Raw genomic sequence first — 12,196 nt, 5'->3', positions numbered from 1 at the left:
CTCACCATCTTGCCAAGTACCGCAACCGCCGACGAACAACTCATCGCCACCGTCGCCGACCCCTACCTGGAAATGCACTCCGGCCCCGGCCGTGGTTACCCGGTTTTTCATGTGGTGGAAAAAGGCGAAACGGTGGAAATTCTGAAAAGCCGCACCGACTGGTTCAAGGTGCGCATTCACCAGGACATTGAAGGCCGCGAGCGCGTGGGCTGGGTACACCGCAGCCAGATGGGGCGCACCCTGTCCCCCAGTGGCGAGTTATTGGGCCTGCAACACGCCGGGTTTGAAGACTTTAAAAACAGCCGTTGGGAAATAGGTATTGCCGCTGGCGATTTTGAAGGTGCATCCTCCATTAATGGCCACCTGGGTTATCGCCTGACAGAAAACCTCACTACAGAGGTACGCCTGACTCACGCCATTGGCAGCTTTTCCGACAACACCCTGGCCAGCATAAATATTCAAAACCAGCCGTTCCCGCAATGGCGGGTATCGCCTTACTTCAGCATCGGTGCCGGGGTGATTCGCACCCAGCCCAACGCCACCCTGGTACAGGTGCAAGATCGCATCGACAGTACACTTAATGTGGGCATTGGCGCCCGCGCTTACATCACCCGCAACATGGTATTGCGAGCGGAATATCGCAACCACGTCATACTTACCAGCCGCGACCAAAACGAGGAGGTAAAAGAATGGACACTCGGAATCAGTATCTTTTATTAAAAACAGCCGCAGCGTTTTTCTGTCTGGCACTGCTGCCCATATCTGCAGACGCCGAGGAGCAAAACGATAACCGCGGCCTCGACCAGATTGTATTGCCAGACCTGGAGCGACGCACCATCAAGGAAGCGGACATCGACAGCGAAAACTTCGAAATCGGCGGCTTTGCCGGTTTTATGAACGTGGAAGATTTTGGCACCAACCCGGTGTACGGCATTCGCGCCGCCTACCACGCCACCGAAGACTTTTTCCTGGAAGCCACCCTGGGCACCACCGAGCTGGGCACCACCAGTTTTGAAGACCTCAGCGGCAACGTGCAAATACTGCCGGACGGCGAGCGCAACCTCACCTATTACAACCTGTCCGTGGGCTACAACCTGTTCCCCGGCGAAGTGTTTTTTGGCAAAGGCCGCGCTTTTAACACCAACCTGTATCTGGTTGCCGGGGTGGGCAATACCGACTTTGCCGACAGCAGCCACTTTACCTACAACCTGGGGGTGGGCTACCGCTTTTACGCCACCGACTGGTTCAGCATCCATATGGACGTGCGCGACCACGTGTTTAACAGCGATTTGTTGGGAGAAGACAAAACCCTTAACAATCTGGAATTCACCCTGGGCCTGACGGCATTTTTTTAATAGCTGTCGTCCCCCCGCAGGCGGGGGCCCACATTCCTGAAAACCTGGATTCCCGCCTACGCGGGAATGACAAAAAAGGAGAAAAATAATGGACAATTTAGCCAAAATTTTTGTTGCCGCCATTCTCGGCTTTGCCATTATTGGCACCACCGCCAATGCCGCCGACAAAGCGCCGGACTTTACCCTGAAAAGCAATAGCGGCGACAACCTGCGTCTGGCAGAACAACGGGGCAGCGTGGTGATGCTGAATTTCTGGGCCTCCTGGTGTGGCCCCTGCAAGCAGGAAATGCCGCTGCTGGATGATTTATACAAACGCTACTCCCGCGCCGGCTTTACCATTCTCGGCGTCAACGTGGAACGCGACCCGGAAGACGCCAAACGTGTATTGCGGGATATTCCAGTGAGCTTCCCGGTGCTGTTCGACACCGAAAGCAGCGTCAGCAAAGCCTACGATGTCAGTGCCATGCCCACCACAGTAATGATCGACCGTGACGGCAATATCCGTCACCTTCACAAAGGCTTCAAGCCCGGCTACGAAAACGAATACCGCAAGCAAATCAAACAACTGATTCGCGAGTAAAGGAGGTGTTATGACAAACCTGAAGCGCACAGCAATTACCCTGGCCACCCTCTTTATATTGAGCTTTACATTGGCCGGCTGCAGCAGCATCGAGCCCTGGGTAAAACCCTACGAGCGTCACTACCTGGCGTCCGACATCATGCAATTTGACCGCGACCCGGTAGCCAGCGGCTACCTGCACCACGTATTCCAGTCCCGCGAAGGCGCCCGCGGTGCAGAGGGCGGTTCGGGAGGTGGTTGTGGGTGTAATTAGAACGTCGGAAGTCGCACGTCGCACGTCGCACGCTAAAACCACCATTCTATGTAGTTCAGGCTTTAACCTGACAAAATGGGTGGAACTTGGCGAGTTGGTTATCGCCCTGAAGGGCGGCCTACAGGGTGCCGCACCAAAGCGTGCGACGTCAGACGTGCGACGTGCGACCACTCGAATAACACTCTGCAGCTTCATACTCGCACTGTTCTCGCTCAATGCCACCTCCGCTACGCTGCCAGAAGACCGGCTCGATATTCTCTACCACGGCTATAAAGGCGGCGGCGCCACTATTGATGGGCCATCGGTACTGGTGCGCAAAAAGTTTGCCGACAAGGTATCGGTGCGCGCCAATTACTACGCCGACTTTGTCAGCAGCGCCTCCATCGACGTGATTGCCACCGCCAGCCCCTACGAAGAAGAACGCACCGAATTCAGCGGCGGCATCGACTACCTGCACAACAAAACCACCATGAGCCTGAATGTCACATCCAGCAGCGAAAATGACTACGATGCGCAAACCGTGGGCTTTTCCATCAGTCAGGACTTTTTTGGCGACCTCACCACCCTGGCACTGGGTTATTCCGTGGGCAGCGATACCGTGCGCCGCCGGGATGATGATGTATTTGAAGAAGAAGTGGACAGGCAGCAATTCAGCCTGACGCTGACGCAAATTATTACCCCAAAACTGGTAGCCAGCCTGGGAGTGGAAAGCATCACCGACGAGGGCTTTTTGAACAATCCTTACCGGCAATACCGCTTTCTGGACGCCAGTGAAGCGCTGGGCTTTAGCTACGCACTGGAAGAATACCCGGGTACCCGCAACAGCGATGCAGTTGCCTTGCGCGGGCTCTATTATCTGCCCTGGCACGCCTCGTTAAAAGGCGAATACCGCCGCTTTGCCGACAGCTGGGGGATAGAGGCAGACTCCATAGAATTTGGCTACACACACCCCTGGAAACACGGCTTTACCTTTGAGGCCAAATTGCGCCATTACAAACAGGATGACGCGGATTTTTACAACGATATTTTTGCCTTCCAGGGTGCACAGAACTTTCTGGCACGAGACAAGGAGCTGAGCACTTTCACATCCAATACCATCGGTATTGGCGTCAGTTACGAAATTCCAAACAAGCTGTGGGGCATTGCCGAAAAAAGTACCATTAACCTGTTCTGGGATCGCATCGCCTTTGATTACGACAATTTCCGCGATGTTACCGTACACAACACCAACCCCGGCGCTTTCGCCGTGGGCGCCGAACCCCTCTACAGCTTCGATGCAGATGTTATCCGGCTGTTTTTATCGGTGTGGTATTAAATCGGTTTCGGGTTGCGGCCTGCCCGTAACTCGAAACCCGCAACCCGAAACGCTTCTATATCGAATCCGCAGGCGGTGCCTGTTGCGGTTGTCGCCCCGGAAACACCAACTCCCCACTGGTAAAGGTGGTGCCAAAGGTTTCATGGGCGGAGGCCACCTGGCGCAGAGCTGACAGTAGCTGTTGTTCGGTCAGTGGCGACAAGGGGTGGATATAGGCAGCGTAAATGGTGCCATCTTCCCCCAGCGCGTAACGGGCATCCAGCACGGAATGAAAATTGGCAGCCAGGGCCTGCACCACCATTTGCGGCTCCACATTGGTGATATGAGCAATGGGGCTGACAATACGCATACGATCCGCATTGGCATCGCTGACCATCAGCATATCCACTTCTTCATACACAAACTCGGCGGCATTGCCGCTGCGCTTTACGTCTTCGCCGTAGTGTTCAATCAGGTCATTTAACTGCTGCTGACTCATGCTTGGCAGCGAATCTTCCTCGCTGATTGCCTGGCCGCAAAAAGCCACAAGCCCCAATACCGCTACCAGCAACAGTCGTCTTTTAGTACTCATAATGCGCTCCATGTTCAATGTCCGGATATAGGACAACAGTTGGCAGCATCTATTGCACAACCTATGTAATTTTTTCGCAGGGTGGATTAGCGAAGCGTAATCCACCGGGCCATAACTACTTGGTGGATTACGCTTCGCTAATCCACCCTACGCTATTTATCACACAGTAAACGCCAATATCTTGCTGATGTGCGCCAGCGGCAGACCGGACTGCTGTCGCAAGTCGTTGAACACAGCCTGAACCCGGTACAAATCGCGTTTTGACGCCGCGCTGAAGCGGTCGATCAAACCGTGGTTCACCAGCGCCGCTGACACATCGCCGGTGAGCATAAAGGTGTCCTTGCCCATATTGCGCAAAAAACCGGGGCCGCTGTTGCCGCCCAGCCGTGAGCCGCGTTTTTTCAGTTCCAACCACAGACCGACCACCTCCTCCCCGGGCCAGTCCGCCAGCCAGTTGCCAACCCCACCGCACTGGCGTTGCAAATCCAATACAAACACAGCGTTGTCGCGCACGGTTTTGATTTTCTGAAAATTACGCACAATGCGTTCATCCTTGGCCAGCTGTTCCAGTTTTTCGTCGGAATAGTGGGCGATAACCAAAGGGTTAAAAGCATCGAAAGCGGCCTCGAAGCCCGGCCACTTGTTGTTGATCACCCGCCACACAAAACCGGCTCGGAATACGCAGCGAGTCATCATCGACAGATAGCGGTCGTCGCTGATCTCGCGCAGCTGTTGCTCCGCAAGCACTGGCGGCAGGGAATCCAGCAACTGCTGCTCATCCCCGAGTTTTTTAACGGCAGCACGGTACAGGGTTTCGAAACGAGTCATGGATATTTGAGGCCTATCAATAAAGGGTTAGCTACTTTAACGGCATGACCATCACAGCGGCAAATTCTGCTATTCTTGGCGCCTTATTTTTACGCAAGGAATGTCCCAAGGAATCTTCCATGAAACTGCTGCCCGCTGCTCTGCTCTGCTGTTCTGCTCTATTGATTACCGCCTGTAGCGACCCCGCTGCCAACAACCCGGAGCTCGCCTCCGACAACGTCAACCAGCTGTTGGACAAACAGTACAACAAGCGCCTGCAATTAAGCCCGATCGCCCTCACCGGCCAGGGCAAGCGCGAGCGCTACCACGAATGGGACGACATTTCCGGCAAAGGCGAAGAACGCCAACAGGCACTGCGTTTGCAGCATCTTAACGAGCTCAATCGGATTGATGGCAGCAATCTCAACAAACAAACCAGACTCAGCCTGCAATTGGCAAAGGCGGAGCTGCAACAGAGTATTGACAGTTTCCGCTGGCGGCACCACGACTACCCGCTGACGCAGATGTTCGGCATTCACACCCAGGTGGCCGGCGTACTGATCAATCAGCACAACATTGCCAGTGAAGAAGACGCTGAAGCCTACATTTCCCGCCTGGGGCGCACCCAAACCCTGTTTGACCAGATGGTTCAGCAGTTGCGAACCCGGCAGGCCAAAGGGGTAATGCCACCGACTTTTGTACTGCAACAGGTGGTGGATGCCAGCCTGAATGTGATTACCGGCGCGCCCTTTGACGATGGCCCGGACAGCCCGCTACTGGCAGATTTTCGCACCAAGGTAAACGCTCTGGACATCGACACTGCCAGCAAACAGCGACTGATTGAACGCGCCACGACTACGCTGGAAAACGTCACCTTTCGCGCCTATTCAAAACTGATCGCTTTTGTCAGCGCCATGCAACGCAGCGCCGACGAGCGCGCCGGCGCCTGGAAACTGCCCAACGGCGACGCCTACTACCAACACCTGCTGAAACTGCATACCACCACAGATATGAGCGCCGACGAAATCCACCAGCTGGGGTTGGCTGAAGTCAAACGCATTCACGAAGACATGGACAAGATTCGCCAACAGGTAGGGTTTAAGGGTGATTTGCAGGCCTTTTTCAATTTTTTCCGCACCGACCCGCGGTTCTTCTACCCCAACACAGAAGTGGGCCGGGCGGAATTTCTCAAACGCAGTGAAGACGTCATCGCCACCATGAAACAACGCCTGCCGGAACAGTTTGGCATTCTCCCCAAAGCTGACCTGGTGGTAAAAGCCGTAGAACCGTACCGCGAAGCCAGTGCCGGCATCGCCTTCTATGAACCCCCCGCTCTGGATGGCTCACGCCCTGGCATTTACTACACCAACCTCTACGACATGAGCGCCATGCCCAACTACCAGATCGACGCCACCGCCTTTCACGAAGCGGTGCCGGGGCACCATATGCAAATCGCCATTGCTCAAGAACTGTCGGATATTCCCAACTTTCGCAAATACAGCTGGATAACCGCTTATGGGGAAGGCTGGGCTCTTTACACCGAACTGCTGGCCAAGGAAATGGGTTTTTACCAGGACCCGTACTCAGACTTTGGCCGCCTGACCCTGGAACTGATGCGCGCCATACGCCTGGTGGTGGATACCGGTATGCACAGTAAACAATGGACCCGCGAACAAGCCATAGAGTGGTTTCTGAATAACAGTCCCAACCCGAAAGAAGAAGTGGTCAAGGAAATTGAGCGTTACATGGTGATGCCCGGACAAGCTACCTCTTACAAAGTGGGCATGCTGAAAATTCTTGAACTGCGGGAAAACGCCAAGGCAGCGCTGGGAGACAGATTCGACATCCGCAGCTTCCACGATCTGATACTGGGCAACGGCCCATTGCCGCTACCAGTTCTGGAGCAACAGGTTAAAGAGTGGGTGAGCGATCAGAAATAATCGCTTGCGGGCACTGTCATTCTGAGCGTAGCGAAGAATCCCAAACTTCGGCAGAGCGCAGAGATTCTTCGCTGCGCACAGAATGACAATTTTGCTGGATTTGCCCGAAGCCCGAGGCTGCCTTTAAATCGCCTCTTTACCGGTTTCCCCGGTACGGATGCGAATCACTTCATCCAGTGACGAAATAAAGATTTTGCCATCGCCAATCTTGCCGGTGGCGGAGGCTTTGCTGATAGCCTCCACCACTTGGTCCACCATATCCGTATCCACCGCAATTTCCAGTTTCACTTTGGGCAAAAAATCCACCACATACTCGGCACCGCGATACAACTCCGTATGCCCCTTCTGGCGGCCAAAGCCCTTCACTTCCGTGACCGTGATGCCCTGCACCCCGATTTCCCCCAGTGATTCCCGTACATCGTCCAATTTGAACGGCTTGATAATCGCGGTAATCAGTTTCACAACCCTGCCCCTTGTGCGTTTTGATAAGGCACCAACCATACCTGCGGTGCAGTAGTGTTACAATGCCAGCCTTCGACTTTTTTGAATACAGGCACTCCCATGCAACCCAGCGAGCTTTTTGAGCAATTTAGCCGCCAGCTAAACAATAACCTCGGCCCCGGAGCCCGCGCCCTTGGCGACGAACTGCAACAACACATGCGCAGCGCCATGAATTCCGCCATAGGAAAACTGGACCTGGTCAGCCGGGAAGAATTCGACGCCCAGCAAGCGGTTTTGCAACGCACCCGGCAACGGCTGGAGGAGCTGGAAAAGCTGGTTGCGGAGTTGGAAGCACAACTGAACTGAGAATTTAAAGATATGGGTCTGGTTATGCTTGATGAGACCGTCGCCAGCATGGATGCTGGCGTCGAGCCCCCACGGATGGGTTCACGGCGTGTCACAGCAAGCATAATCAGACCCATATCTGCCACGTTCTAATACCTTACAGCCTTCAAGGAGGAAGCATGTCACTGGCCACCGTCCACACCCGCGCCCGCACCGGCATTCAGGCACCCCTGGTTACCGTCGAAGTTCACCTCTCCAACGGCCTGCCCAGCCTCAACATCGTCGGCCTGCCGGAAACCGCCGTGCGGGAAAGTAAAGACCGGGTGCGCAGCGCCATACTCAATGCCCATTTTGAATTCCCCGCCCGCCGCATCACCATCAATCTGGCCCCTGCGGATTTGCCCAAAGAGGGAGGCCGCTTCGACCTTGCCATCGCCCTGGGTATTCTCGCCGCCTCTGGCCAGGTGCCTGCGGAGGCCCTGAACGACTGTGAATTTTTGGGGGAGCTGTCACTGTCCGGTGACCTGCGCCCCGTCACCGGCGTACTGCCCGCCAGCCTCGCTTGCGGAAACGCCGGGCGGCCCTTGGTTCTGCCGGCACAAAACGCCCCCGAAGCGGCGCTCAGCTCCCGCACCCAGGTACTGCCCGCCGACCACCTGCTGGCCGTATGCGCCCACCTGCACAACAACCAACCTCTGCCGCAAGCACCCACAACACTGGCCAACACAAGCCCTGACAACAGCTCTGACCTGGCGGAAGTGATTGGCCAACAGCAAGCCAAGCGCGCGCTGGAAATTGCCGCCGCCGGTTCACACAATTTGCTGTTTTCCGGGCCTCCGGGCACCGGCAAAACCATGCTCGCCAGCCGCCTGCCCGGTATCTTGCCGCCAATGGGCGAGCAGGAAGCCCTGCAAACCGCCGCCGTGCGCTCGGTTGCAGGCCTGGGCATTGCCGACAACTTCTTCCAGCGGCCGTTTCGCTCACCCCACCACACCGCGTCGGCGGTGGCCCTGGTGGGTGGTGGCAGTCAGCCGCGACCCGGCGAAATTTCCCTGGCACACCATGGCGTACTGTTTCTGGACGAGCTGCCGGAATTCCCCCGCAAAGCCCTGGAAGTGATGCGCGAACCCCTTGAGCGGGGTGAAATCCTCATATCCCGCGCCAACAGCCAGGTGGCTTTCCCGAGCCAGTTTCAGCTTGTGGCGGCCATGAATCCCTGCCCCTGCGGCCACTTGGGGGATGACCGCTGCCAGTGCACGCCGGACCAAATCCGCCGCTACAAAGGCAAAATTTCTGGCCCATTGCTGGACCGCATCGACCTGCAAGTGCAAGTCAGCGCCTTGCCACAGGGTCAGCTCACCCAGGCTAAACCCGGTGGCGAAAGCAGCACTGCGGTTCGCAAGCGGGTGATAGCGGCCAGACAGCGCCAAGTGCAACGCAATGGCAAGGCCAACGCACAATTGACCAACAAGGAATTGCAAAACTGCTGCCACATCAACCAGCAACAGCGGGAATGGCTGGACAGCGCCATCGAGCGTCTGAAACTCTCGGCACGGGCCTACCACCGCATTTTAAAAGTGGCGCGCACCATCGCGGATTTGGAAGGAGCCGAGAAACTGAGTGATGCTCATTTGGCGGAGGCGGTGGGGTATCGGCTGGATACAAACCGACAATAAGCCCACAATTCAAGGATTGACAAAGTACGGCTTGGCCGTATACTCAATATGAATACAATTATTGAAACAAACATCTTCCACACTATTAACCCGGCAATAGAAAAGGCGTCCTGCCTTTTCTATTGCGAGCTCAATAAAACCTGACGCACTTGCGCGGAAGTGCTTGATTTTATTGAGCTCGCGCTGGCTACGCCAGCGGCGGCACATCCCTGTGCCGCATTATTAAACGCAACCTATAAGGTTGCCGGTTTAATAAAGCCACTAAGCTGTGGAATACCGAGGATTACGAAGCATTTATTATCTACATTGCCAAAAATCCCAAAGCAGGTGTTGTGGTTCAAGATTCTGGCGGCGTGCGAAAAATTCGTTGGAGTACTGGCAATAAAGGCAAGAGCGGCGGCGTAAGGGTTATTTATTTTAACAGCGCCCGCCGGGAAACCTGGCTGCTCACGATGTATGCAAAAATGAGCGCGAGTCTATTCCCGCCAATGAACTGAGAATGATTAAGGAGTCGATTAATGACTGACAACATGAGTTCCGAAGGACAAGCTTTACTGGATGAAATCAAAGCGATAAAAGCCAACAATAAAGAACCGGCAAAGCAGTGGACACCTGAACAACTGCTCGTCATAAGTGTTCGCAAATCACTGAAAAAATCTCAACCCGAATTTTCCAGATTACTAGGCGTTCCCATTGGTACTATCAGAGACTGGGAACAGGGCCGGAAGCAGCCAGATAGCGCTGCAATTACGTTGATAAAAGTGGCTAAAAAAAACCCAAAAATATTGGAGGAAATTGCGGCGTAAATGGATTGCTTCAGATGAGGCAGCTGGAGTTGTATTAGTTCAGACCAAATCCGATACCCGCCAACTACCCAAACAACGCCTTCAAATCATCCAGGGATTTTTTACCCTTCTCTTTATTACGTTGCGGGTCATTCTCGCCAAACCCCTCCCTTTCTATATCCACCTGCGGCAGCTCATCCAGAAAGCGGCTGGGGGTAGTTTCGAGTATCTCGCCGTATTGCTTGCGCTTGCCCGCCAGGGTCATGGTAAGGGTTTGCCGGGCGCGGGTGATGGCTACGTAGGCCAGGCGACGCTCTTCTTCGATATTGTCTTCGTCGATGCTGGTGCGGTGGGGCAGTAAATCTTCCTCCATGCCAATCACAAACACGTGGGGAAATTCCAGACCCTTCGAGGCGTGCATGGTCATCAGTTGCACCTTGTCGTCGGCGTCTTCCTCCTCCTGACGATCGAGCATATCCCGCAGTATCAATTTTCTGATGGCGCTTTCCAGAGGGTTGGCGGAGTCTTGCTCACGCTCAACCGCATTGGCCAGTTGTTCAACCAGAAACAAAACATTCTTGTAACGATTTTCCGCTACTTTGGCGCTACTGGTGTTGTTGTGTAACCAACCCTCGTAATCCACATCGTCGATCATTTCCTTCACTGCCGCCACCGGGTCGTTGCTCTCGGCGTTGCGCTGCACGCTGTCCAGCCAGTGTTTAAAACGCTGCAACCGTTCCAGGCTTTGCTCGGGCAGGCGCTCTTTGAGGCCCAGCTCGTCAATGGCATCGTGCATGGAGATGTGGCGCTCGTTGGCGTACTCCCCCAGTTTTTCCAACGTGGAAGCACCTATCTGGCGGCGCGGGGTATTGATAATGCGCAAAAAGGCGTTGTCGTCGTCCGGGTTCACCAGCAGTCGCAGGTAAGCCATGATGTCTTTGATTTCGGTGCGGGCAAAAAACGAAGTGCCACCGCTAAGATGATAGGGAATACCCGCCGCCTGCAGCTTTAATTCCAGAATACGGGACTGGAAATTGCCCCGGTAGAGCACCGCAAAATCCTTGAAGTGGCATGTGCGATGGGCGCGCTGGGCGAGAATTTCATTGGCTACCCGCTCGCACTCGGTTTCTTCATTGCCGCAGCGAATCAAACGCATGGGTTCACCAAAACCCAGCTCACTCCACAGGGTCTTTTCGTACACATGGGGATTGTTGGCAATCAGGCAGTTGGCAGCTTTCAGAATACGCGCGGTGGAGCGATAGTTTTGCTCCAGTTTGATCAATTTCAGAGTCGGGTAATCCTCCCCCAGTTTCACCAGATTTTCCGGGCGAGCACCCCGCCAGGCGTAGATAGACTGGTCGTCGTCCCCCACCACCGTCAGGCCCCCGCGATCCCCCACCAACTGTTGCACCAGTTGGTACTGAGCCAAATTGGTGTCCTGATACTCGTCCACCAACAGATAGCGAATTTGCCGCTGCCATTTTTGCAGTATGTCCGCATTGTCGCGAAACAACTGCGCGGGAATCAAAATCAGGTCATCGAAGTCCACAGAATTGTAGGCCCGCAATGCCTGGGTATAGCGCTGATAGAGCATGGCCAGGGTTTGCTCGCCGGGGCTCTGGGCTTTGGACATGGCCATCTGTGGGCACAGCAGGCTGTTTTTCCAATCGGATATCTGGTGCTGCACCAAATCCACATGGTCGCCATCCAGTTGCGATTCCCGCAGCATCAAATCTTTCAGAATGGCTTTGGTGTCTTCCTGATCGAGAATGGAAAAGCCGCTTTTAAAACCCAGAGCGCGAATTTCCCGGCGGATAATATTGAGCCCCAGATTGTGAAAGGTAGACACAGTCAAACCATGGCTGGCCTTGCCCTGCACCAACTTGCTCACCCGCTCTTTCATCTCCCGGGCCGCCTTGTTGGTAAAGGTCACCGCAGCAATATGGCGGGCGCTGTAGTCGCACTGCTCAATCAGGTAGGCAATTTTGCGGGTTATCACACTGGTTTTGCCAGAACCCGCCCCCGCCAGCACCAGCAGCGGGCCATCGATATAGTGCACGGCCTTGTGTTGTTGGGGATTGAGTTGGTTCATGCCACATCCGGGTAAAAAGCAGGGGGCATTCTACCT

General features: G+C 54.9%; 13 protein-coding genes. 9 read left to right on the top strand and 4 right to left on the bottom strand.

Annotated features, from left to right (window positions below; all coding sequences use genetic code 11):
* The first annotated feature begins 9 nt into the window (after nucleotides 1-9).
* The 5 genes from ACVBEJ_RS04930 (at nucleotide 10) to ACVBEJ_RS04910 (ending at nucleotide 3,503) form a co-directional block, all read left to right on the top strand.
* Complete coding sequence (locus tag ACVBEJ_RS04930; RefSeq protein ID WP_447128495.1) at nucleotides 10-720, top strand: outer membrane beta-barrel protein; 711 nt, start codon at nucleotides 10-12, stop codon at nucleotides 718-720.
* Complete coding sequence (locus ACVBEJ_RS04925; protein ID WP_447128494.1) at nucleotides 690-1,355, top strand: outer membrane beta-barrel domain-containing protein; 666 nt, start codon at nucleotides 690-692, stop codon at nucleotides 1,353-1,355. Before ACVBEJ_RS04930 ends, ACVBEJ_RS04925 begins: the two co-directional genes overlap by 31 nt.
* A gap of 88 nt (nucleotides 1,356-1,443) precedes the next feature.
* Nucleotides 1,444-1,935 (top strand): TlpA disulfide reductase family protein, encoded by a 492-nt coding sequence (locus tag ACVBEJ_RS04920; protein ID WP_447128493.1) that lies wholly within the window; start codon nucleotides 1,444-1,446, stop codon nucleotides 1,933-1,935.
* Between the two features lie 10 nt (nucleotides 1,936-1,945).
* Nucleotides 1,946-2,188 (top strand): DUF4266 domain-containing protein, encoded by a 243-nt coding sequence (locus ACVBEJ_RS04915; protein ID WP_447128492.1) that lies wholly within the window; start codon nucleotides 1,946-1,948, stop codon nucleotides 2,186-2,188.
* Entirely contained in the window at nucleotides 2,175-3,503 is a 1,329-nt protein-coding gene (locus ACVBEJ_RS04910) for a DUF3570 domain-containing protein (protein ID WP_447128491.1), read from the top strand. The genes ACVBEJ_RS04915 and ACVBEJ_RS04910 overlap by 14 nt, the downstream gene beginning before the upstream one ends.
* A gap of 55 nt (nucleotides 3,504-3,558) precedes the next feature.
* Here the strand turns inward: ACVBEJ_RS04910 and ACVBEJ_RS04905 are convergent, their stop codons facing one another.
* Together ACVBEJ_RS04905 and ACVBEJ_RS04900 are read right to left on the bottom strand one after the other, a co-directional pair.
* Nucleotides 3,559-4,074 (bottom strand): hypothetical protein, encoded by a 516-nt coding sequence (locus ACVBEJ_RS04905; protein ID WP_447128490.1) that lies wholly within the window; start codon nucleotides 4,072-4,074, stop codon nucleotides 3,559-3,561.
* A 159-nt stretch (nucleotides 4,075-4,233) separates the two neighbouring features.
* On the bottom strand, nucleotides 4,234-4,902 hold the full coding sequence (locus tag ACVBEJ_RS04900) for a DNA-3-methyladenine glycosylase I (protein ID WP_447128489.1): 669 nt from the start codon (nucleotides 4,900-4,902) through the stop codon (nucleotides 4,234-4,236).
* 119 nt (nucleotides 4,903-5,021) lie between these two features.
* On the opposite strand from ACVBEJ_RS04900, the gene ACVBEJ_RS04895 reads away from it, so the two are divergent.
* Nucleotides 5,022-6,821 carry a DUF885 domain-containing protein gene (locus tag ACVBEJ_RS04895; RefSeq protein ID WP_447128488.1) on the top strand — a complete coding sequence of 600 codons (1,800 nt, stop codon included), beginning with the start codon at nucleotides 5,022-5,024 and terminating at the stop codon, nucleotides 6,819-6,821.
* Between the two features lie 123 nt (nucleotides 6,822-6,944).
* On the opposite strand, the gene ACVBEJ_RS04890 is transcribed toward ACVBEJ_RS04895, so the two are convergent.
* Entirely contained in the window at nucleotides 6,945-7,283 is a 339-nt protein-coding gene (locus tag ACVBEJ_RS04890; RefSeq protein WP_447128487.1) for a P-II family nitrogen regulator, read from the bottom strand.
* A gap of 99 nt (nucleotides 7,284-7,382) precedes the next feature.
* Between ACVBEJ_RS04890 and ACVBEJ_RS04885 the strand changes: the two genes are divergently transcribed.
* From ACVBEJ_RS04885 to ACVBEJ_RS04875, 3 genes are all read left to right on the top strand, one after another.
* Nucleotides 7,383-7,628, top strand: coding sequence for an accessory factor UbiK family protein (locus tag ACVBEJ_RS04885; protein WP_447128486.1), 246 nt, complete (start codon nucleotides 7,383-7,385; stop codon nucleotides 7,626-7,628).
* Between the two features lie 158 nt (nucleotides 7,629-7,786).
* Nucleotides 7,787-9,283: a YifB family Mg chelatase-like AAA ATPase gene (locus ACVBEJ_RS04880; RefSeq protein WP_447128485.1), complete on the top strand. Its 1,497-nt coding sequence runs from the start codon at nucleotides 7,787-7,789 to the stop codon at nucleotides 9,281-9,283.
* A 518-nt stretch (nucleotides 9,284-9,801) separates the two neighbouring features.
* Nucleotides 9,802-10,089, top strand: a complete 288-nt coding sequence (locus ACVBEJ_RS04875; protein WP_447128484.1) for a helix-turn-helix domain-containing protein — start codon at nucleotides 9,802-9,804, stop codon at nucleotides 10,087-10,089.
* A gap of 64 nt (nucleotides 10,090-10,153) precedes the next feature.
* Here the strand turns inward: ACVBEJ_RS04875 and rep are convergent, their stop codons facing one another.
* Entirely contained in the window at nucleotides 10,154-12,160 is a 2,007-nt protein-coding gene (rep, locus tag ACVBEJ_RS04870) for a DNA helicase Rep (protein ID WP_447128483.1), read from the bottom strand.
* Nucleotides 12,161-12,196 lie beyond the last annotated feature (36 nt).

The sequence above is a fragment of the Porticoccus sp. GXU_MW_L64 genome (assembly GCF_052983295.1).
The sequence above is the reverse complement of the archived record's forward strand: the minus strand, read 5'-3'. Positions and strand labels throughout refer to the sequence as shown.

Coding starts and splice junctions, on each gene's coding strand:
- ACVBEJ_RS04925 (WP_447128494.1), top strand. CDS start 690: ATGGACACTCGGAATCAGTATCTTTTATTAAAAACAGCCGCAGCGTTT.
- ACVBEJ_RS04920 (WP_447128493.1), top strand. CDS start 1,444: ATGGACAATTTAGCCAAAATTTTTGTTGCCGCCATTCTCGGCTTTGCC.
- ACVBEJ_RS04915 (WP_447128492.1), top strand. CDS start 1,946: ATGACAAACCTGAAGCGCACAGCAATTACCCTGGCCACCCTCTTTATA.
- ACVBEJ_RS04905 (WP_447128490.1), bottom strand. CDS start 4,074: ATGAGTACTAAAAGACGACTGTTGCTGGTAGCGGTATTGGGGCTTGTG.
- ACVBEJ_RS04900 (WP_447128489.1), bottom strand. CDS start 4,902: ATGACTCGTTTCGAAACCCTGTACCGTGCTGCCGTTAAAAAACTCGGG.
- ACVBEJ_RS04895 (WP_447128488.1), top strand. CDS start 5,022: ATGAAACTGCTGCCCGCTGCTCTGCTCTGCTGTTCTGCTCTATTGATT.
- ACVBEJ_RS04885 (WP_447128486.1), top strand. CDS start 7,383: ATGCAACCCAGCGAGCTTTTTGAGCAATTTAGCCGCCAGCTAAACAAT.
- ACVBEJ_RS04880 (WP_447128485.1), top strand. CDS start 7,787: ATGTCACTGGCCACCGTCCACACCCGCGCCCGCACCGGCATTCAGGCA.
- ACVBEJ_RS04875 (WP_447128484.1), top strand. CDS start 9,802: ATGACTGACAACATGAGTTCCGAAGGACAAGCTTTACTGGATGAAATC.
- rep (WP_447128483.1), bottom strand. CDS start 12,160: ATGAACCAACTCAATCCCCAACAACACAAGGCCGTGCACTATATCGAT.